A 20,994-nucleotide genomic window follows, 5' to 3' on the forward strand; every position below is an offset into this window, starting at 1 on the left:
CAGTTTATTTAGAACTGATCCTTTTTATCTAAATAAGCACTTCTAACGCAAGATCAGGTATAAATAAGCATAGACAATAGGAGCAGAGAGGAAAAGTCCGTCAAAACGATCTAAAAAGCCTCCATGACCTGGAAGAATGCTTCCTGAGTCTTTCACATCGAGACTTCTCTTCAGCATGGATTCTACCAGATCGCCCATCGTGCCAAATGAAGCGATCAACACGGCCATACCGGCCCATACCACCGCATTCATTTCCTTAAAAAACAAGGACAGGATCACCGCAACAACCACACTGGTAAACATACCGCCAAGAAAACCTTCCCAGGACTTTTTTGGAGAATGACGCTCAAATAGCTTCGTTTTCCCTAATCTTGATCCAAAAAGATAAGCGCCAGTATCACTCGCCCACAACATCAGAAAGAAAGCCAGGGGTAAATGAAAGTTATACTCATTAAAATCAGCAAGGAAACCCAGCGAAAAGAAAAAGCAAAAGGGCACCGTAATGTACATAAAGCCCACGAATGTATAGGAGATATTGGCAAATGGCAGTTTATTCCGCTTATACAGCTCTCCGATAAATACAGAGAAAATCAATGGCACCAGCAACAACAGGAATTTAGTGTCAAACTGCAAAAAATGATAACCGGCAATGATGGAATAGATCACTGTGGCGGTGACCATTGCAATGTTACGGTGCGGGCGTATCCCAGCCGTTCTGATCATGGTCATGAACTCCATAAGCGCAGCCAAACTCAATATCAGGTAAAATACGGTGAAGACGTAGGCACCCAGAAACATGGATCCCAACATCACTATTGTAAAAAAAAAGGCAGTTATCGCTCTGGTTTTCATTATATTTTAATTGTTTTTTATCTTTTCATCCTCATTATTCATTGGAAAGCAATTATATCTTCTCCTCCCCGTGTTTTCTTCCTGACTCCGAATTTTTACAATGGCAGACTTTAGAAAACGAAATAACGTGAGCGTTAATATTGCGCTGATCAGATATCCATACCATGGGGTATCCATTGTTTTTTCTGTCATAGACATAGGCATTCCCTTCATCTGCATGTACCATACCACCGTAACCTGGTAGCCATTGTTCAGAAAATGCGCAAATATCGTGTACCACAGGCTACCCGTCCAGTAATAAAGATACCCAAATCCGGCACCGAGCAACATCCTGGGTAAAAAACCATAAAACTGCATATGTATAGCGCTGAAAATAATCGCACACAACCATATCGTTAAATGCGGATGGCCGGTTATTCTTAAAAATGTGCGTTGTAATGCCCCCCTGAAAAGCATCTCCTCGGCTATTGCAGGTAACAGGGCAATCATGCCCATGTTCAGCAGGTAATCCCAAAAAGTACTCATTTTGAGAAAAGCCATGGTGGCCTCCATCGCATTTTTCTCAGATTCTTTCATCCAGTTTTCCAGTTCTTTCAGAAAGGACGGCAACACCATCTCCTGGTTCAGGGAAGTAATCCACTCCATGGCAGGCATTGCACAAATACTGATAACCACCACTAAACCCAGAATTGCCGGATGTGGTTTGTTAAAACCATAAAAACGATTCATTCCCTTTCGCTCTGCAATTGCCAGCAAAACCGCCGGACATAAAAATAATCCCAGCTGCTGCGCAGTGACGGATACCCTTAGGATAAACATATTTTCAGCCCCGGAAAGGAGCTCCTGAAAATTCATCAGTCCCTCCAGTCCATACTTGATCCACAACAGCACCACGGTCAGCAATGAAAATACAACCATACCAAGCAAGGCATAGAAAATCAACATAAGTAACTGTAAATAAGGCTTATTTTCTGGTCTGTTAGACGAAATGAAATCCATTATTTTTAATATTTGTACCTTTGTACTTTGAATTTTGGCTTGAAGATAGAAAAATGTCTGTAAAGATAGGAAATATTGACCTGGGAGAGTTCCCACTACTGCTTGCACCGATGGAAGATGTGAGCGATCCCCCATTCCGTTTTGTATGTAAACAAAGCGGCGTAGACATGATGTATACCGAATTTATCTCTTCCGAGGGACTAATACGTGACGCCGCAAAAAGCAGGGCCAAACTTGATATATTCGAGTATGAACGCCCCATCGGCATCCAGATCTTCGGAAGTGAGATCGACCACATGCGCGAAGCAACAGAAATTGCCAGCATGGCTGGACCAGACCTTATGGACATCAATTACGGATGCCCGGTAAAACAGGTGGCTTGCCGCGGCGCAGGTTCTGCTTTACTTCAGGACATCGACAAAATGGTCGAAATGACAAAGGCAGTGGTCAACGCAACGCACCTTCCTGTAACCGTAAAAACCCGCCTAGGCTGGGACGACAACACCAAAAATGTCGAAGAAGTGGCTGAAAGATTACAGGACATTGGCATACAAGGGCTTACCATTCACGGCAGGACCCGTGCACAAATGTACAAAGGGGAGGCAGACTGGACATTAATTCGTGAAATAAAAAGAAATCCCAGAATCAAAATTCCTATATTTGGTAACGGTGACGTGGACAGCATTCAAAAAGCGGCTGACTGGCGACTGGAATATGAGGTCGATGGCATCATGATCGGCAGAGCTGCCATTGGTTACCCCTGGATCTTCAGGGAAATCAAACATTTCTTCAAAACCGGCCAGACACTCCCCGGACCAACAATTGAAGAACGTGTAGCGGTCTGCAGAACCCATCTTGAAAAATCAATCGCCTGGAAAGGCCCTAAAGTTGGTGTTTTTGAGATGAGAAGGCATTATTCCAACTACTTTAAAGGACTACCTGACTTTAAAAGCTACAGGATGTCCCTGGTAAAGGAAGATAATATTGAAACCATTTATAACATCCTGGACGAAGTGGCAGACAAATATCAGTACATTCAGCTTAATGGCGAAATGGCTTGATTTTTGAAAAAGACTTACTAAATTTTTAAAAAATGGTTACAGCGATCACACAAGGCATAAAAATCTCCGTAGAAACTGGTTATCAGGATCATAACTCCAACCCTGAAAACGACCATTTCATGTTTGCTTACCGCATTAATATTGAAAATTTGTCAGACTATTCCATCCAGCTCATGAGAAGGCAATGGTTTATTTTTGACTCCAATGGAACCCAGAAAGAAGTAGAAGGTGAAGGGGTAGTGGGTCTCCAGCCTGTCATCCAACCTGGTGAAAGTCATGCTTACATCTCCGGATGTCACCTCAACAGCGACATGGGCAGTATGAGCGGTACCTACCTGATGCAGCGACTTGCTGATGGGACTGAATTTACTGTTGACATTCCTGAATTCAACCTGATCGTTCCCTACAGGCTAAATTAATAAGCGAAACTTTATTTGTAAGATGCTAAATTACCTTCGTCCGAATAACATGGACGCATAGTAAAACAGGTTGGCAAGCGCACCCAAAGCAGCAACTACATAAGTCATTGCCGCCCACCACAATGCATCTTTTGCCTGTTCGTTTTCGTCTGCAGTATGCATAATTGAATTGTTGTTCTTCAACCATGCCAAGGCCCTGCGACTGGCGTCGAGCTCCACAGGAAGCGAAATGATGCTAAAAATGGTAATCAGTGCCAGGCCCAGTACACCAATAGTAAGCACTACAGAACTCCCGGTGAAACTGATCAGCAGAATCCCGATAATAAGCACCCATTGCAGTAAATTTGAAGATATACTTACTAACGGAACCATATTAGTCCGCAGTTCCAGCCAATGATATGACCTTGCTTGCTGTACGGCATGTCCACATTCATGTGCGGCAACTGCTGCTGCTGCAACACTTCTTCCATGATACACATCCGTACTCAAATTGACAGTTTTATCTTCCGGATTGTAATGGTCTGATAACTGCCCCTCAGTACTCATTACTGTTACATCGTAAATCCCATTGTCGTGCAGCATCTGCTCTGCAACTTCTCTTCCCGAATATCCCGAACTCAGCTGCATTTCGGCGTATTTTGAAAACTTTTTCCTAAACCGCCACTGCACAAACATACTGATTACCAGTACGGGGATAATGATCATTAAAAAAATTCCCATCGCCCATTTCTATGTTTCCGGAATGTGGAAAACAAAAAGCGTTCCCAAATCATACCCTTAAAATCCAAAAACAAAAATTTCAAAGGAAAAAAGCCTTCATCGTATCAAAAACACCTTTGATAATGAGTAATTTAATTTAGCATCATTTTAAAAATACAGATGGGCCGCAACTAAAAACAGGGCAATAACGGCATGTTGCTGTTGTAAAGTAGGGATATGGTTTGCAAGTTCATTTTTATTTTTAGACTTTTGATAAAAATATTAGCATGGAAATATCGGTAATGGCCTTATTGATCATAATTTTAGTAACATTAATCTATCTGTTGATCCGAAAACAACCTAACCAGCAGCAGCCGCTGCTCGAACTGAAAGAAGCGGAACATCAGAAATCACTGGCCTGGTTTAAAGAAGATAAACAACGCCTGGAAGATGAACTCAACGACCTGCGAAATAGTTTCATCCAGGAGCGTGGTAAAGTGATCAAAGCGGAAGAAATGCTCCATGCGCAACGTCAGCGCCAGGCAGAACAAGAACTTTATATTGCTGAACTTCAGCAGCGCTTTAAAGTAGAATTTGAAAACATCGCCAATAAAGTGCTCGAGGAAAAAACAGCTAAATTTACAGAACAGAACCGCAGTAATATGGATACCATCCTCCATCCACTGAAAGAAAATATCAGGGCCTTTGAAGAAAAAGTGGAAAAAGTCTACAAGGCAGAATCTGATGAACGTAACGTGCTTAAAGGGGTCATCACCCAGCTGATGACCCAAAGCAAGCAGATCCAGGAGGAAGCCAATAACCTCAGCCGGGCACTTAAAGGTGATACAAAAAAACAAGGCAACTGGGGTGAAGTGATCCTGGAACGGGTGCTCGAACGCTCGGGACTGGTGAAAGACCGGGAGTACCGCATACAAACCAGTCTGACCGCCTCAGGGGGTACTAGAATGCAGCCGGATGTCATCATCGACCTTCCAGATGATAAACACCTGATCGTTGATGCTAAGGTCTCTTTAGTGGCTTATGAGCGATTTGTCAACGCTGCAACAGATGAGGAAAGGGAAACCCATGTCAAACAACATCTTTTATCCATCAAAACGCACATCCAGGGATTGTCCGGAAAAAATTACCAGGAGCTTTACCAGATCAACTCCCCGGATTTTGTCCTGCTTTTTATCCCCATCGAATCTTCATTTGGTATTGCCGTGCAGCAGGATGCTGAACTTTTCAATTATGCCTGGGAAAGAAAAGTAGTTATGGTCAGCCCTTCCACTTTACTGGCTACCCTTAGAACCATCTCCAGCCTTTGGAAGCAGGAAAGACAAAACCGCAATGTGCTCGAAATTGCACGCCTCAGCGGCAGCATGTATGATAAGTTTGTAGGTTTCCTCCAGGATATGGAGAGTATCGGCAGAAACATTCGCCAAAGTCAGGATGCTTACGATAAAGCCCTGAACAAGCTTTCTACAGGTGCTGGAAACCTTTCCAGTACTTCCGAAAAAATCAAAAAATTAGGTGCCAAAGCGACAAAGCAAATTGACACCAGATTTTTAGATTCCGGCATTGAGGACGTTTAAACTACGACATTGAAAATGCCGGGTTATAACTTAAAAGCGGTCCAGCCCTGTGCCTTTAGCTCATGCACCACACTTGATTTAGACACCATTTTACAGCCTGAATTTTTATCGGTGATGTGGCCGATCACACTGATGTCCACGTCATTTTTCAATTTTGAATAATCCGATTGTTTGATGGTAAACAGCAGCTCATAATCTTCACCACCGTTTAATGCACATACAGTAGGATCCAGGCCCAGCTCCCTTGCAGTTTCATAAGTCATCGGGTCAATAGGAATCTTCTCTTCATACAGGGTACATCCTTTTTCCGATTGCTGACAAAGGTGCATAATCTCGGAAGCAAGGCCGTCAGATACATCAATCATCGAAGTAGGGAGGATGTCCATCTGTGCCAGTAAATCGACAATGTCTCTTCTTCCTTCTGGCTTCAGCTGGCGCTCAATGATATAATCTTTTCCTTCCAGATCCGGCTGGATATTCGGGTTTTCAAGGAAAATCTGCTTTTCTCTTTCCAGGATCTGCAGGCCCACATAAGCACCGCCCAGATCGCCGGAAACGCAAAGTAAATCACCCTCCTGAGCGCCGTTGCGGTACACGACATCTTTGTGTTCCGCATGTCCTATACTGGTCACACTGATCACCAGACCCTGTTTGCTGGATGAAGTATCTCCCCCAATCAGGTCAATATTAAACTTGTCGCAGGCCAGCGAAATCCCTTTATAAATTTCTTCAACTGCTTCCAGCGGAAATTTGCTCGACAAGCCCAACGAAACTGTAATCTGTGTCGCAATACCATTCATCGCGTAAATGTCGCTTAGATTTACTTGTACGGCCTTATAACCCAAATGCATCAGTGGTACATAAGCCAGATCAAAATGAATCCCCTCCAGCAATAAATCGGTAGAAACCAACACAGCTTTATCCTTGAAATCAAGTACTGCAGCATCATCACCTACCCCTTTTTTACTGCTCTCATGCCTGATCTTGAAATTCTCCGTCAGGTGTTTTATCAATCCAAATTCACCCAGTTCAGACAGGGTAGTGCGTTCTTTATTTTCAAACATAATTTTTCCTTTTTTACTAAATGGAGCATGCTGCTATCTGCCCCTACAATCCCATTTTCGCAGAAATTTCCAGCATTCTGGCAATCGGTTTGCGTGCCTCAATGATAATATCTTCTGGCACAGTAACTTCCGGATAACCATTTTTCAAACACAAATACAATTTCTCCAGTGTATTTCTTTTCATATACGGGCAATCGTTGCAGGCACAGTTGTTGTTGGGTGGTGCAGGAATAAAAGTCTTGTCAGGATTGGCCTTTTCCATTTGGTGGATGATGCCACTCTCTGTTGCCACAATAAACTCCTGGGCATCGTTTTCCATCGAATATTTCAATAATCCTGTGGTCGATCCGATATAATCGGCCATCTGCAGCACCGATTCCTCGCACTCCGGATGCGCAATAAATTTAGCTTTTGGATGGCGTTCCCTCAATTTGGTAATCTTCTCTCTGGAGAAAATTTCGTGTACCATGCAGGCACCATTCCACAAAACGAGGTCTCTTCCGGTCTTTTTAGCGACCCATGCCCCCAGGTTCTTGTCCGGGCCAAAGATAATTTTCTGCTCTTTAGGCAAGCTCTCCACAATCTGTACGGCATTGGTAGAAGTACATACAATGTCACTTAAAGCCTTTAGCTCTGCGGTACAGTTCACATAGGTAATGACCACATGATCGGGATATTTTTCTTTAAATTTCCTGAAAAGATGCGGCGGACAGCTGTCTGCCAGTGAACAGCCGGCTTTAAAATCAGGCAACAATACCTTTTTCTCCGGCGAAAGAATCTTCGCCGTCTCGGCCATGAAATGCACCCCTGCAAATACAATCACATCAGCCTCCGTTTTTGCAGCCTCCTGAGATAATCCCAAACTATCACCTATATAATCTGCAATATCTTGAATATCAGGATCTTGATAATAATGTGCAAGTATAATTGCATTTTTCTCTTTTTTTAATCTTTCGATTTCCTCGAAAAGATCAAGTGTAGGATCTATCTTTTCATCCACAAAACCTTTTCTGTTCAATTCTTCTAAGGTATCCATCTTGTCATTAAATATATTTTGTTCGTAAGAGTTTTCCAATGCTTATCCACATCTGTTAAACTCCCGGCTTAATCTCATTTTTTTTTGAGAACCTGGTGTAAAGGTACGCAGGTTTCCACACATCAATAAAATATAATTATTTAATATAAATAGACTTCTATTGTTTATTAGTGTGTTGATATTGTTTGTAAAAAACTTTTTTTAAGGCTAATATTTGAGTTATCCCAAAGTTACTAACAATTAAATGCATTTTTTTTTATTAATATCTGCTGATTTACAGCGTTCTATTTTTTTCTTTTAAAACTTATCAATAACAGAATGTGTATTCTTCATCTGTGTGTAAAAAGTTGATAACCCCGGGATCCGGGCTGAAAAATAAGGCAAAATATTAGAGCAAATTCTGTTTTTACCTTAGCTTTAAACATTCAAAAATATTTGTTCTATTTATATAGACAAGAAATTAACAATTATACCAACGTTGTTAACAAAGTAACGGAAATAGCTTAAATTCAATGAGAAAAGTAGATTTTTTAGTAATCGGATCGGGAATTGCCGGTCTGAGTTTTGCCCTAAAAGCAGCTCAGCATGGTAAGGTCCTGATTGTGACAAAATCCAATGAAGATGAATCAAATACCAAATACGCACAGGGTGGGGTTGCGGTTGTTGTGGATAAAGATGATTCCTTCGAAAAACACATCGAGGATACACTCGTCGCCGGAGATGGCCTGTGTGACAATAAGATAGTGGAAATTGTGGTGACTGAAGGGCCTCAGCGGATTCAGGAAATTATTGATTACGGGATTAATTTTGATAAAAATCAGACTGGTGTTTATGACCTTGCAAAAGAAGGAGGACACTCAGAACACCGTGTTTTACACTATAAAGACATCACAGGATACGAAATTGAAAGTGTCCTGCTTAAGCAGATTCATGAGAATGAAAACATCGAGATATTAACACATTACTTCTGCCTGGAGTTAATTACTCAGCATCACCTGGGACAACATGTGGATAAGAGTTCTGAAGATATCAACTGTTACGGTATATATGCCTTTAACACAGAACGTAATGATGTGGAAAAGATATTAGCGAGTGTGACTATCCTTGCTTCGGGTGGGGCGGGGCATGTGTATTCGAGCACTACAAATCCTGTGATTGCCACAGGTGATGGCATGGCAATGGTATACCGTGCAAAAGGTAAATTAAGGAATATGGAGTTCATCCAGTTCCATCCTACGGCCTTATACAATCCTGGTGAATATCCTGCATTTCTGATTTCTGAAGCTGTCCGTGGCTTCGGGGGTGTGCTCCGTAGAAAAAATGGAGAGGAATTTATGTATGAATATGATAAAAGAGGCTCTCTTGCACCCCGGGATATTGTCGCCAGAGCCATAGATTCCGAGATGAAAAAGTCGGGCGAAGACTTCGTTTATCTGGATATCAGACACCGTAAAAAAGCCGATATCCTGGCCCATTTTCCAAATATCTACGCGAAGTGCCTCTCTATAGGGATAGATATGACCAAGGACCTGATCCCGGTAACACCAGCTGCGCATTACATGTGTGGTGGTATCCTCGTGGATGAGTATGGAAGATCCTCTATTAAAAATCTCTATGCCTGTGGAGAATGTTCGTCTACAGGTTTGCATGGTGCCAACAGATTGGCTTCCAATTCCTTGCTGGAAGCTCCGGTGTTTGCGCACCGCATTTATGAGGATGCAGTTGCCAACTTCAGAAACAATCTGATCCCTGAGCATATTCCTGATTGGGATGCTAAAGGTGTAAGCCAAATTGATGAGGATATCCTGGTGACACACAACCTGCGCGAGACGCAGAAATTAATGAGCGATTACGTGGGAATTGTGCGGTCAGACTTTCGTTTGGATCGTGCCATGCGCCGTCTTTCTTTGCTGAATGGTGAGACGGAGGACTTTTATAAGGCCAGTAAGGTATCTGTACAGTTATGCGAACTCAGAAATATCATACAGGTAGCTTATGTGATCATTAAATCCGCAAAAGCCAGAAAGGAAAGCAGGGGACTTCATTTTACTACGGATTATCCTACTCATAGTCAGCAACTCACAGACACAATTTTTTAATTATGGCAGTAATACTTCCAGTAAAAGATAAACAGCCGGTATGGGCTGAAAACTGTTTTATAGCGCCAAATGCAACGATCGTAGGTGATGTAGTGATGGGTAAAAACTGCTCTGTATGGTTTAATGCGGTGATACGTGGGGATGTCAATTCCATCACGATTGGTAACGACAGCAACATACAGGATGGTGCGGTCATCCACGCTACGTATCTGAAAGCGGCTACGGTGATTGGTAACCGTGTATCGGTAGGCCACAATGCTATTGTTCATGGTTGCACCCTCAAAGATCATATTCTGATAGGCATGGGTGCTATTGTGATGGACAATGTGGTGGTCGAAGAATATACCATCATAGCTGCCGGATCGGTAGTATTGGAGAACACACATTGCGATGGTGGCTATATTTATGCCGGCACACCCGCAAAAAAAATAAAGGCCATTACTGAAGAACAACGGGCTTTATTGAATAAACTGCCTGACAACTACATCATGTATTCAGACTGGTTCAGGTAACGTTTGATGATTATTTTCATCCGAAGATCATTTATTCCTTAGGAATATCGATGATTTCATTTCTCTCCCAGAGAGCTCTGATAGAGAGCTCTTTGGGCTCATTCCATATTTTCTCTGGCTGAACTCCTGCAGCTACATTACCGGTATCCCATTTGCCATTCTTGTTGGTGTCGTAAGTGATCCTGACAAAGTATTTGCCTGCTTTGTAATTCGCAAAGGTAGCACTGGTATCATTGCGGATAACGAGTGTGTTCACTACGTTTTTATTGCCATCAATGACCTCCAGAATGTAGCTTTTATTGGCCTCTGGCGTCTTGATTTTCACTGCCAGCGTGCCATAATCATCCTTGCTTCCCAGCTGGAAATTCTTCGTAAATTCTTTGTTCTTCGTATCAAATATTGCGGTGAATGCGGCTGCTTCGAACTTAATGATGTAAGGCTTTTTTACTTTCCAGGGATACCTGATGTAATAAGATAGAAAGTCGGTGCTGTCTTTTGTCAACGTAAAATTCGTTCGTTTTACGGAGTCCTCGAGGAATGTAATCTTACTGATATCTGACTTTTCAACCGGGAAATTGAAGGTCAGTCTGAATGGTTTATTGGGGTTCAATGACTCTCCCTCAATGTTGTCAGTGGCCGTCAGCGTCCTGGTATAAGTTTCCTTTTTTCCTCTGGTAAAGGTCACAGCCTGAAGGGACTTACCCTCATTCACGATGGCTACTTTTGTAGAATCAAAGCTGAGATCCATCAGCCATACCTTTACAGAATCGTTGTTTTTAGTGAACTTGACCTTCTTTGTGGCATCCAGCGCAGGAAGGTCCTGAACCACAATTTCAGGCTTTTTAAGCTTCTGGTTGAAAGACATACTGATACTACCGTCGGCATTTAGTCGTTTGTCGAGTACCCTGAACTGACTGGCATCTTCCTTGAAAATCTTGAGGTGAATGCTATCTATATTTTTGTCAAGCAAAATAGAATCTTTCAGAAAGGCTATTTCATCTGTACTCTGCTGGTAGATTTTGTCGCCGCCTTTCTCCTTTAAACCATATATTTTGTAAACACCTTTCCTTAAGTTGTTCATACTGAAGTTTCCACTGCTGTCGGTAGTCGTGTATATCGATGGTTTTCCTTTTCCAAAAATAGTATCTCTTTCTATCGGAAGTATGAAAGCAACTGCATCGATTTCTGGTTCTCCTGTGATGGCATTTGTAATTTTACCGCGGATGCTCAGCGAGTCCAGTTTTGGACCCGTGGCAAATACATAAGTAAAATTCTTCACGGTATTGCTCTCATTGATATCGGCCAGTGCTTTACCAAAGTTCAGAGTATAGGTAGTATTTTTTTCCAGTGAATCGGGAAATGATATTTCAAGGATTTTCTTTTTTACTTTTAATACGGGCTGACTAGGCATTTCTGGTGATACTGAAAATTCCTTGAATTCATTTTGGATTTTTACGAACTCGTCAAATTCAATGTTCACTTTTTTGGCTACAAAATTTGTCGTCAGATTTTCGGGCGTCATCTTGAGTACCTTGGGCGGAGTAGTGTCTCTCGGACCTCCCTGGGGTTGCTGGATGCTCGCACAGCCAAAGAGGAGTGAAGCCGCCAACAGGAGTAGGTTAAAATTACTCGATTTCGATACAATGCTATTTTTAGCCATTTATAAGCCTTGTGTTTAAATTTATACTCTTTTTAATAGATATCATTAAAACTTTTTAAAAGTTGTTCAAATCGCATTTAAACAAGCCTTTTTAAAACTTCTGTTTTTAATTATAACTATCTGTTTATCAGTTTATTAATTTTATTTGACCAGTTTTTTGCCTTATTTGCTGATGTGGACCATTAATACGGAGATGTCTGAGGGAGAAACTCCCGAAATTCTGGAGGCCTGTCCTAAAGTCCGTGGTTTAATCTTCAAAAGTTTTTCCCTGGCTTCTTTTGATAAAGATACCAATTGCGAATAATCAAAATCAGGATTGATGTCTTTGTCTTCCATTTTTTGCATCTTATTTACAATTTCCTGTTCCTTCTCAAAATAGCTCTCATATTTGATTTTGATCTCTGCCTGCTCGATGGTCTCCTGATCAAACTGCTCGAGGTAATGATCAAATGGTTTGCTCATTGTTCGAAGGTCATTGATATTTACTTGCGGCCTTCCAAGAAGACTGACAATTTTTACATTTTGATTTAGAGCAGTTGTTCCCAGTTCTGCAAGTTTATCATTTGCTTCCGACATATCAATGCCTTGTTTTTTGCTGAAGGTTACAATTGCATCTGAATTACTTATTTTTTGTTTCACCAGATCCAGGCGTTCATCACTAATCAATCCAAGTTGATGGCCAATAGGGGAGAGCCTAATGTCAGCATTGTCCTGTCTCAATAGCAAACGGTGTTCTGCACGTGAAGTAAACATTCGATAAGGTTCTTCTGTACCTTTGGTAACCAGGTCGTCAATCAATACACCTATATAAGACTCTGATCTTTTCATAATGAGTTCATGCAGGTCATTTACCTTTTGATGAGCGTTAATTCCAGCTATAAAACCCTGACTAGCAGCCTCTTCGTATCCAGTGGTGCCATTTATTTGGCCTGCGAAGAAGAGATTATTGATTAATTTTGTTTCCAGCGTCAGACCGAGTTGGGTAGGTGGAAAATAATCATATTCTATGGCATAACCCGGTCTGAACATCTTGGCATTTTCAAATCCAGGGATTTGAGTGAGTGCTCTATACTGTACATCTTCTGGTAAAGATGTAGAGAAACCATTGACATAAATCTCACAGGTATTCCATCCTTCAGGCTCAACAAAGATTTGGTGACGCTCGCGTTCCGCAAAACGGTTGATTTTATCTTCTATGGAAGGGCAGTACCTGGGGCCTAAGCCTTTGATTCTACCTGTAAACATGGGTGATTTTTCGAAGCCTTCTTTCAAAGTCTCGTGCACATCTGCATTAGTATAGGTGATCCAGCAGCACCTTTGTTCTGTTGGTCTGGCTACATTGGTGTAAGAAAAACGTCCTGGATTTTCATCTCCCCATTGCTCTTCCATGAGTGAATAATTCAAAGATCTTCCGTCAACTCGAGGTGGGGTACCTGTTTTCATACGGCCCGCTTCGAAGCCAAGGGTAGTCAATTGTTCCGTAATTCCAGTTGCTGCGCGTTCCGCAGTACGGCCTCCTCCGAATTTTTTCTCTCCAATATGAATGAGTCCATTGAGGAAAGTACCGTTTGTGAGTACCACAGATTTGCCGCTAATTTCAATTCCGAGTGATGTTTTTACACCCGTTACAGTGTTGTTTTTTATGACTAAACTGCTTACCATATCCTGCCAAAAGTCTACATTTGGCGTCCGTTCAAGTGCCAGTCTCCACTCTTCTGCGAAGCGTTTTCTATCGTTCTGCGCACGCGGGCTCCACATGGCAGGACCTTTGGAAAGGTTGAGCATTCTGAACTGTAAGGTGGTCTTGTCGCTGATGATTCCGGAGTATCCACCCATGGCATCAATCTCCCTTACGATCTGTCCTTTTGCCACTCCACCCATGGCTGGGTTGCAACTCATTTGAGCAATGGTTTCCATGTTCATCGTGATGAGTAGTACCGAGGATCCCAGGTTTGCAGCAGCAGCGGCAGCCTCACATCCGGCATGTCCGGCACCAACAACTATGACATCATATTCTTTAAACATTGTGTTGTTTTTTAGGTATTCTTAATATATGTTCCACGTGAAACGACCTCTTTTCAACGCTGTGTAATGATCGCTGTTCCACGTGGAACGTTTGTGTAATTTTACAAAATAGTGTGTTAGAAACGCTTATTTGAAGTCGTTTATTTAACGTTTAAAAAGGTTTTCGGCGAAAACGATTGCTGTTTCTTTTACAAAAATAAAAAGAAATTGCAGATTTTATTACTTTAGTTATTTCCATTTCTTTAGTGATCTACCGTATTCTGAGTCTGGACAGTTTATTTGAATAATGGTTTGTTTTGAAAGATAGGAGCTATCTATATCTTCAGAAGGACAGCTTTTTTAACTGTGAACATAACTGCTTTTGTCTTTTATTGCGCCACTTTTTTGTTAAAAAACTCTTTTCATTTAATTGATGTATCCTATGTCAAACCGTTGAACTCTCTTATATTGTGTCGTGATGGATTCATTTATGATTTTTCGAAATTTTGTAGTTTCGATGTGCCAAATACTGAATGAATGTTCCTCTCGTTTATAAATCTTTTAGAAGGAACTTTTCCAATTTTATTATTTCCATTGATGGTTATGTATGTCCCGGAGCAACCATTTGTAGTCATCAATGCGTTCTCATTTTCTAGCTATTTCCATCACCACCGATTGGCGATATAATGTGTTTTTTCGGGTTGTAGCCAAACTGGAATTTCTAATCATTGCCGAACTATTGTTCAAACCTACTTTTATCTTGTCCGGCCCAGTTCAGTGTCTTCATATTTCATTTGAAATGAGGCCTCAAATTTTAAATAACCAGAATCTCTCAGATTCTGGTTAAAACGTGTTTTAAATAATTTGTCCAGGAAACAACGATCAAAACTATCCTTGTTTTTCAGATAGCTCCAGCCAGCGTTCTGTTACCTGTTCAAGGTCTGCATTTAAATCTTCAATTTTTTTAGAGACCTCCTGGATTTTCATGTAATCGGTACTGTTTACTACGAGTAGGGCAGAGGTAAGTTCTGCAACTTCTGTCTCAAGTTCAGCAATTCTGGTTTCTGAATCTTCGAGTTCTTTCTGTTCTTTGAAACTCAGCTTTTTTGCGACAGTATTTGTTTTATCCGCAGGCATTTCTTTTGATTTGCTGGTTTTCTCTTTAGGCGTCTCCAGACTGATCCTGTATTCTGAGTAATTTCCATTGTAAATCGCAACCTCACCATTACCTTCCATGATGAAAAGCTGCTCACTCATTTTATCCAGCAGGTAGCGGTCGTGGGAAACAAGGATCAATACACCCGGGAAGTTTTCCAAAAATTCTTCCAGTACATTCAGCGTGTCAATATCCAGGTCATTGGTAGGCTCATCCAGGATCAGGAAATTTGGGTTCTGCATCAGGACCTTCATCAGGTGCAGGCGTTTCTTTTCGCCGCCACTGAGTTTCTCCACCATACCATGTTGTTTTTTCGGAGGAAAGAGGAACAAGGTCAGCAGCTGTGAGGCAGAGATGGTTGAACCATCTGCCATCTTGATGTATTCAGCATCTGATTTTACAATGTCAATCACGCGCTCCTTTTCATTGAAGGCAAGACCTCCCTGTTTGTAGTATCCGTAAACGGTAGTGTCTCCTTTAGCTACAATACCTCCTTCAGGAATAAGGTTGCCCGTCATGATGTTCAGCAGGGTAGACTTTCCAGTACCATTTTTTCCGGCCAGTCCGATGCGGTCTGCACGTTTGAAAGTGTATGAGAAATCATTGATGATCTGCTTTTCATCAAAAGATTGGGAAATATGGTCCAGTTCAAGGATCTTTCCTCCCTGTCTTGACATTTTTACGTTTAATGTAACAATTTGATTGTCAGATCGTTGTTTGGTTTTATTCTCCAAATCATAGAACGCATCTATGCGCGACTGGGATTTTGTAGTCCTGGCTGCTGGCATTCTCCTCATCCATTCCAGCTCTTTCTTCAGCAGGTTCTTATTTTTCTGAAAGGTACTTTCATCTGCAGCTTCACGTTCTGATTTCTTCTCCAGGAAGTAAGCATAGTTGCCATTGTAGTTGAATATTTTCCCACGGTCAAGTTCTACGATCGTATTACATACATTGTCCAGGAAATACCTGTCGTGTGTAACTAATAATATAGTTTTATTACCAGTGGTCAGCAGCTTTTCCAGCCACTCGATGGTATCAATATCTAAATGGTTGGTAGGCTCATCAAGAACATAAATCTCAGGATCCTCTATAAGCAATTTAGCGAGGGCCAGACGCTTCTTCTGTCCTCCAGATAGGGTTGATATCTTCTGCTGCAAATGAGTGATCCCCATGCGGCTTAAAATCGTTTTTATCTCATGCTCGTATTCCCAGGCATTGTGCTCACTCAGTTCTTCGTAAAGACGGTTCAGTTTTTTTTCATCAGGATTGGGGTCTTCAATCAGCTCCTCATATTCCTTGATGAGCTGCTGCTGTTTGTTTTCCAGCGAAAAGATAAAGTCACTGATGGAATAACCATCCGGAAAGGAGGGCTCCTGGTCCAGAAATCCGATTTTTACAGATTTATTTTTTACGATTTTTCCTTCCAGAGGCGAAAAACGTTCCGCAAGAAGTTTCAGTAGGGTGCTTTTACCGGCTCCATTAATACCTACCAACGCAACGCGCTGCCCGGTCTGTATTCCCAGGGTAAGGTTTTTAAATAGCCATTCATTGTGATAAGCATGGCCTAAGTTTTCGGCTGCAATTAGTGTGCTCAAAGTTTGTGTTTAACGATTTTTTAGATAAGAAATTACCACAAAAGTAAGTAATAATTCTTGGTAATATCGTCAATGATGTTGAACATGAGCCTTTTCCGCAGGCCCTTATCGCTGTTGCTCCTGTTCCTGGAGCTGTCTGCCCTTCGGTTTGACGCCGAATTTGGTTCCGGTAAGGATGATTACGGCAACAAAACAGAGGGTAAGGGACATAAAGTAGTTTCGGGTGCTGGAAGTGGTTAATTTCATGAGGTATGTACGGGTTTTAAGATAGCATACTCATAAGACGGTTGAAATACCAAAACGTTTCAGGTAACCTATCTTTTCTTTCACAGCGGCAGCAAAGCTTCTTTACCGTTCAGGGAGTGCTTTTCAGAAATTCAAAGCATGCGGTTCTACAGCGAAAGCAGGGCCAGGTACTGGTCCTCCTTCTGAGTCATCAGCGTCTTTGCTGCTTTTCCTTTGTCCTTGTAACCGAGGAGGTGCAGTGTACCGTGGATCATTACCCTGCAGAGTTCCTGCTGCGTGGTATGCCCGAAATTCTTCGCGTTTTCCTGTATCCGTTCAATGCTGATAAAAATATCCCCGGCAATCATTTTAAGCGCTTCTGAGTGATCAAAAGTAATCACATCAGTATAAGTATCATGATTGAGGTATTCCTGGTTTATACGCAGTAAATATTCGTCTGAGCACAAAATGAAGTTCAACTCCTGTAGTTCATGGCCCTCATTGCTGATGGTGGCTTTGATCCAGTCTTTGATGATGGTCTTTTTTTTCAGGGTATAAGTGGTTTCTTCCGTAAAGAAATGAATCGCAGGTTTGCTCATGAAAGTCAGTTATCGGGGCGAATTTAGCAATTTAAAATAGGTCGAGATTTTATTTTTATAATAAAGGTTCATTCCCGGAGGCAGCTTCCGGAGCCATTCTGTCTCTGTTTCCTGTTGTTTTTTAAACTTTTCCAGCATCTTGGGGTAGGATGGCGGAAACTCCCGGCCTGCTTTACTTTCCCTTTTTGAACTCTCGTCCTGCTCCCGCTGTGCATTATCCGCCTCGAGCAATTTGGTCGCCAGTTGCCGCTGCCGGTTCATGGTTTCCTGCTCCAGACGTTTGTTGACCAGGTCAGTTTCCGTGGCTTTCATATCCTTGATCATCTGGTTGAGGTTGCCAAGGCTTCCCTTGCCATCCTTGTTTTCCTCCCTGTTGAGCTGTTGCAGGGCTTCCCGGATCATCTGCTGCTGTTGTGCCATTTTCGCAAATTCCTGCGACATTTGTCCCTTCGGCACCTGGCCTTTATTGCCGTTTTTCTGTAGCTGGTCCTTTGCTTTCTGCATGTTTTCATTCAGCTGCTGCTGCATTTGCTGCAGCTGTTTCATGCTTTGTTTTTTCTTTCCTTTGCCACCGCTGCTGTTTTTCATCATGTTCTGCAGCTGGTCAAGTGCTTCATTCAGCATCAGCGACAAGTTATTGATGGAGGTCATGGTAAACTGCTGGTTCCTGCCTGCCGCAGGGGTATTCCTTTCTCCCAGATTTTCAAGGCTTTTGTCCATGTTGAAGTTGATCTTTTCCATTTCTTCATTCACGGCCTGTTCAATCTGTGGAACCCTCCTGCTTAAGGAAAGTAAGCTGTCGGCAATGGTTTTCATGTTGTCTTTGATGTTCCGCTGTTCCTGTACATTTGCCGTGTACTGAGGGTCAGTGCTGCTCAGACGTTTTAAGTTCAGCATCACCTTTTCCTGTTCAAAAGAGGTCTTCAGCAGGTTTTCAAGCAGCTGACGCAACTCCTGGACATTCAGGTTGTTCTCCATCTGCTCAGATTGCTGCTGCATCTCTTCCATTTTCTTTGCCATCTGCTCCAGCTGACCGGCTGCTTTTTTCTGGTGCTCAGCGGCTTTCTGCAGGTTGTTCTTTTCCAGGCTTTCCTCGCTTTGTTCCTGTTGTGATTTGATGTCTGCGCTTTCTTTTTCAGGCATGCTGAAATCATTAGGATGCTCCAGCTGCTCATTTTTTTCTTTCAGCTGCTGCAGTTCCTTGCGGATCTGCTCAAACTCGGCCGCATTTTCCCGCTGTTGTTTCTTCAATTCTTCTTTGGGCGCATTCCTGTCTGCGGTTTTCTGTTCAGCAGCGGTACTCTTTTTGCTCAATGCCTCCTGTTTTTTGGCAAGCTCCTTCAGCTGGTCAATGTTCTGCTGTAAATTCTGTTCATATTCCAGTTGTTTGTAGAGCTCCAGGATGCGGTCCAATTCCTTCTTGAGCGACTTATTATCGACCTGCATCTTAGAAAGCTCATCATGGGTCTGCTCTTTGTTGTTCTGGTCCATCATCTGTTGCAGCTTTTCCAGCAAGGCTTTCGTTTTGTCGTCCAGCACATGATTAAACAACTCATCAATCTGGCGTTGTTTCTCCTTAAGCTCCTCTGTCAGTGTATTGTTTTCCGCTTTATCCGAGGTCTGCTGCTGGTTGAGCTGCTGAATTTCCTTTACCGCTGCTTCCAGTTGTTTCCGTTTGTCCAGGAGCTGTTCCACCTGTTTTTTATCGTCAAAGGTCAGCTGCTTCTTGTCGAGCAGCGTTTCACCTAGTTTTTTGCTTTCTTTTTCTACGGTTCCGGCTAGTTTAATGGCTTTAGCCATCTGCTGCTTAAGTGTCTGGCTGCCTTCGTCAAGTTTTTTGGCCACCTCACGGATGCTGGGTACCTCATGGTATTTAATGGCCGATCGGGTTGCTTTAGCACCATTCACACCGTCATTATCCAGCACTTCAAAGTAATATTCCAGCGACTGTCCCGGTAATGCATCCACATTGGCAATGTTCCAGAAATAGAAAAAAGACTGCTCCAGCTGCGTTTTTTTTACCGGGATGGACTGACTTACCCGGCGCAGGACTTTTCCGTTCTCAGAGACCGTAAAATGAAATTTCAGTCCGCTGAAACCATGGTCATCACTGATGTTTCCTGAAAAATACAGCGCTTTGCTGCTCAGCGAATCCGCGCGTTCAGCGACATTGATAACGGGATGTTCATCGGCAATTACCCCAATCTGGTGTAGTAGCGAGTCTTTGCTGGTGATGAAGCTGTTGCCTGGTACCACCAGATAGGAGGTTGATTTCAGCAGACGTCTGCTAAAGGAGAACAGGTTGTCCCTGGCCTGGAGGTTAAATGTCTCCTTACCCAGCGTAAAGGTCATCTTTTCGCTATTTTGGGTTTTCAGCGACCAGTTGACGGTAGTGCCCTCCGGGATCAGCAGATCTCCGGAATTTTGGATGTGTTCCTCTTTTTTGTTCAGGTAGGCGGGATACTGCAGCCGCACCGCAATGCCCGTCACCGAGGGGCGTGGTTTTACGGAGATCAGGTAGGCAGGGGAGCTGAACCCCCCTGCAGAAAATTGGATCTCCTTGTTCTTCTGAAGGTTTTTGAAGGTATAATGAAAAGTGCTGATGTTTTCCTTTTCCAGTTTGTAGGTATTTAAGCCGTCAGAGACATATACTTCCTGAGGTAGCTCATTGCCTGTCAGGCGGATGGTCAAACGAAGGTCTTCTCCTTGTGAAACCAGTAACTTCTGCTGCTGCAGCTCGAAACGAAATGGTGCTTTAGGAAGCACCTGCTGGTCATAACGCACAAAGCTGCTCGTACCCTCGCGAAGGATGGCTGGTGCAATGATGGCGATGAGCAGGATCACGGTGAAGGGGGCAATCAGGTATTTGATGTATTTTTTATTGTCCTCCAGCCGGATGGCATTGCTGAAAGGTACTGGTTTCAGCTCCGTGATTTTCTGGTCTATTCCCGCAAGGATCAGCAGGTTGTTGTCCGGATGCTGGTCGGCAAGCGCCTTCAGCTGGAGTGTATTCAGTAACTTATCTTTTACATGAAAAAAATGATTGCCGATCAGTGCAGATGCCTGCTCGATGCTGAGGGTCTTGTTGAGCCTGAAGTAAGAGAGTGCCGGCAGTACCATCTGCCACAGGATGAGGATCAGGGCGAAGATGACGTAGGAGAAAAAGACAACAGTCTTGAATACGGTACCCGGTTGGGTGTAATAGATCCCTACAAACAGGGTGAGGTACAGGGCCAGCAGCAGTGCAGCAGTATAGATGCTGCCGCGCAGCAGTTTGTTGAGGTAAAACTTCTGCGTGAACTCATTGATTTTTGATAGTAAAAGGTCGTAATTACTGCCCATGAAAGATTGATCGTCTGGTATACGTTAACGTCATTTTCAATAAATATACATGATGAGGCGAAGAATTTACAACAGGG

16 protein-coding genes are annotated in these 20,994 nt (G+C 42.7%); 6 read left to right on the plus strand and 10 right to left on the minus strand.

Annotated elements, in window-relative coordinates; genetic code table 11:
* Positions 1–42: 42 nt before the first annotated feature.
* Positions 43–852 (minus strand): phosphatidate cytidylyltransferase, encoded by an 810-nt coding sequence (locus PBAL39_RS11980; protein WP_008241699.1) that lies wholly within the window; start codon positions 850–852, stop codon positions 43–45.
* A 6-nt stretch (positions 853–858) separates the two neighbouring features.
* On the minus strand, positions 859–1,797 hold the full coding sequence (locus PBAL39_RS11985) for a CPBP family intramembrane glutamic endopeptidase (protein WP_232282945.1): 939 nt from the start codon (positions 1,795–1,797) through the stop codon (positions 859–861).
* A 107-nt stretch (positions 1,798–1,904) separates the two neighbouring features.
* Here PBAL39_RS11985 and dusB point away from each other — a divergent pair, with 107 nt between their 5' ends.
* Positions 1,905–2,912 (plus strand): tRNA dihydrouridine synthase DusB, encoded by a 1,008-nt coding sequence (gene dusB, locus PBAL39_RS11990; protein ID WP_008241723.1) that lies wholly within the window; start codon positions 1,905–1,907, stop codon positions 2,910–2,912.
* Positions 2,913–2,944: 32 nt separating this feature from the next.
* Positions 2,945–3,331 carry a Co2+/Mg2+ efflux protein ApaG gene (apaG, locus tag PBAL39_RS11995; RefSeq protein WP_008241742.1) on the plus strand — a complete coding sequence of 129 codons (387 nt, stop codon included), beginning with the start codon at positions 2,945–2,947 and terminating at the stop codon, positions 3,329–3,331.
* Positions 3,332–3,361: 30 nt separating this feature from the next.
* Here apaG and PBAL39_RS12000 read toward each other — a convergent pair whose 3' ends face one another.
* Positions 3,362–4,051, minus strand: a complete 690-nt coding sequence (locus tag PBAL39_RS12000; RefSeq protein ID WP_008241743.1) for a zinc metallopeptidase — start codon at positions 4,049–4,051, stop codon at positions 3,362–3,364.
* 266 nt (positions 4,052–4,317) lie between these two features.
* Here PBAL39_RS12000 and PBAL39_RS12005 point away from each other — a divergent pair, with 266 nt between their 5' ends.
* On the plus strand, positions 4,318–5,625 hold the full coding sequence (locus PBAL39_RS12005) for a DNA recombination protein RmuC (RefSeq protein WP_008241744.1): 1,308 nt from the start codon (positions 4,318–4,320) through the stop codon (positions 5,623–5,625).
* A gap of 23 nt (positions 5,626–5,648) precedes the next feature.
* On the opposite strand, the gene thiL is transcribed toward PBAL39_RS12005, so the two are convergent.
* Both thiL and nadA read right to left on the minus strand, forming a co-directional pair.
* Positions 5,649–6,689 carry a thiamine-phosphate kinase gene (gene thiL / locus PBAL39_RS12010; protein ID WP_008241745.1) on the minus strand — a complete coding sequence of 347 codons (1,041 nt, stop codon included), beginning with the start codon at positions 6,687–6,689 and terminating at the stop codon, positions 5,649–5,651.
* Positions 6,690–6,732: 43 nt separating this feature from the next.
* Positions 6,733–7,725: a quinolinate synthase NadA gene (gene nadA, locus PBAL39_RS12015; RefSeq protein WP_039866537.1), complete on the minus strand. Its 993-nt coding sequence runs from the start codon at positions 7,723–7,725 to the stop codon at positions 6,733–6,735.
* Positions 7,726–8,237: 512 nt separating this feature from the next.
* Here nadA and nadB point away from each other — a divergent pair.
* Both nadB and PBAL39_RS12025 read left to right on the plus strand, forming a co-directional pair.
* A complete protein-coding gene (nadB, locus tag PBAL39_RS12020; RefSeq protein ID WP_008241749.1) occupies positions 8,238–9,824 on the plus strand; it encodes an L-aspartate oxidase in 1,587 nt (528 codons plus the stop codon).
* A gap of 2 nt (positions 9,825–9,826) precedes the next feature.
* Positions 9,827–10,336, plus strand: coding sequence for a gamma carbonic anhydrase family protein (locus tag PBAL39_RS12025; protein WP_008241751.1), 510 nt, complete (start codon positions 9,827–9,829; stop codon positions 10,334–10,336).
* Positions 10,337–10,367: 31 nt separating this feature from the next.
* Here PBAL39_RS12025 and PBAL39_RS12030 read toward each other — a convergent pair whose 3' ends face one another.
* The 3 genes from PBAL39_RS12030 to PBAL39_RS12040 all read right to left on the minus strand — a co-directional run bounded on the left by PBAL39_RS12030 (position 10,368) and on the right by PBAL39_RS12040 (position 16,751).
* The gene (locus PBAL39_RS12030) at positions 10,368–11,996 is read right to left on the minus strand and encodes an Ig-like domain-containing protein (protein WP_008241752.1); all 1,629 of its coding nucleotides are present in this window, start codon (positions 11,994–11,996) and stop codon (positions 10,368–10,370) included.
* A gap of 162 nt (positions 11,997–12,158) precedes the next feature.
* On the minus strand, positions 12,159–14,021 hold the full coding sequence (gene mnmG / locus PBAL39_RS12035) for a tRNA uridine-5-carboxymethylaminomethyl(34) synthesis enzyme MnmG (RefSeq protein WP_008241754.1): 1,863 nt from the start codon (positions 14,019–14,021) through the stop codon (positions 12,159–12,161).
* 867 nt (positions 14,022–14,888) lie between these two features.
* Entirely contained in the window at positions 14,889–16,751 is a 1,863-nt protein-coding gene (locus tag PBAL39_RS12040; RefSeq protein ID WP_008241755.1) for an ABC-F family ATP-binding cassette domain-containing protein, read from the minus strand.
* Between the two features lie 84 nt (positions 16,752–16,835).
* On the opposite strand from PBAL39_RS12040, the gene PBAL39_RS25350 reads away from it, so the two are divergent.
* Entirely contained in the window at positions 16,836–16,991 is a 156-nt protein-coding gene (locus PBAL39_RS25350) for a hypothetical protein (protein WP_157274007.1), read from the plus strand.
* Positions 16,992–17,143: 152 nt separating this feature from the next.
* On the opposite strand, the gene ybeY is transcribed toward PBAL39_RS25350, so the two are convergent.
* Both ybeY and PBAL39_RS12050 read right to left on the minus strand, forming a co-directional pair.
* Entirely contained in the window at positions 17,144–17,575 is a 432-nt protein-coding gene (gene ybeY / locus PBAL39_RS12045) for an rRNA maturation RNase YbeY (RefSeq protein WP_008241759.1), read from the minus strand.
* A gap of 9 nt (positions 17,576–17,584) precedes the next feature.
* Positions 17,585–20,917, minus strand: a complete 3,333-nt coding sequence (locus tag PBAL39_RS12050) for a DUF4175 family protein (protein WP_008241761.1) — start codon at positions 20,915–20,917, stop codon at positions 17,585–17,587.
* Positions 20,918–20,994: the final 77 nt, after the last annotated feature.

The organism is Pedobacter sp. BAL39 (assembly GCF_000170795.1).
GTDB lineage: Bacteria > Bacteroidota > Bacteroidia > Sphingobacteriales > Sphingobacteriaceae > Pedobacter.

Excerpts from the sequence above, each read along its gene's own strand:
- ybeY (WP_008241759.1), bottom strand. The coding sequence starts at position 17,575 with ATGAGCAAACCTGCGATTCATTTCTTTACGGAAGAAACCACTTATACC.
- PBAL39_RS11985 (WP_232282945.1), bottom strand. The coding sequence starts at position 1,797 with ATGTTGATTTTCTATGCCTTGCTTGGTATGGTTGTATTTTCATTGCTG.
- nadA (WP_039866537.1), bottom strand. The coding sequence starts at position 7,725 with ATGGATACCTTAGAAGAATTGAACAGAAAAGGTTTTGTGGATGAAAAG.
- PBAL39_RS12025 (WP_008241751.1), top strand. The coding sequence starts at position 9,827 with ATGGCAGTAATACTTCCAGTAAAAGATAAACAGCCGGTATGGGCTGAA.
- PBAL39_RS12030 (WP_008241752.1), bottom strand. The coding sequence starts at position 11,996 with ATGGCTAAAAATAGCATTGTATCGAAATCGAGTAATTTTAACCTACTC.
- PBAL39_RS11980 (WP_008241699.1), bottom strand. The coding sequence starts at position 852 with ATGAAAACCAGAGCGATAACTGCCTTTTTTTTTACAATAGTGATGTTG.
- mnmG (WP_008241754.1), bottom strand. The coding sequence starts at position 14,021 with ATGTTTAAAGAATATGATGTCATAGTTGTTGGTGCCGGACATGCCGGA.
- nadB (WP_008241749.1), top strand. The coding sequence starts at position 8,238 with ATGAGAAAAGTAGATTTTTTAGTAATCGGATCGGGAATTGCCGGTCTG.
- PBAL39_RS25350 (WP_157274007.1), top strand. The coding sequence starts at position 16,836 with ATGAGCCTTTTCCGCAGGCCCTTATCGCTGTTGCTCCTGTTCCTGGAG.
- thiL (WP_008241745.1), bottom strand. The coding sequence starts at position 6,689 with ATGTTTGAAAATAAAGAACGCACTACCCTGTCTGAACTGGGTGAATTT.
- PBAL39_RS12050 (WP_008241761.1), bottom strand. The coding sequence starts at position 20,917 with ATGGGCAGTAATTACGACCTTTTACTATCAAAAATCAATGAGTTCACG.
- apaG (WP_008241742.1), top strand. The coding sequence starts at position 2,945 with ATGGTTACAGCGATCACACAAGGCATAAAAATCTCCGTAGAAACTGGT.
- PBAL39_RS12005 (WP_008241744.1), top strand. The coding sequence starts at position 4,318 with ATGGAAATATCGGTAATGGCCTTATTGATCATAATTTTAGTAACATTA.
- PBAL39_RS12000 (WP_008241743.1), bottom strand. The coding sequence starts at position 4,051 with ATGGGAATTTTTTTAATGATCATTATCCCCGTACTGGTAATCAGTATG.
- dusB (WP_008241723.1), top strand. The coding sequence starts at position 1,905 with ATGTCTGTAAAGATAGGAAATATTGACCTGGGAGAGTTCCCACTACTG.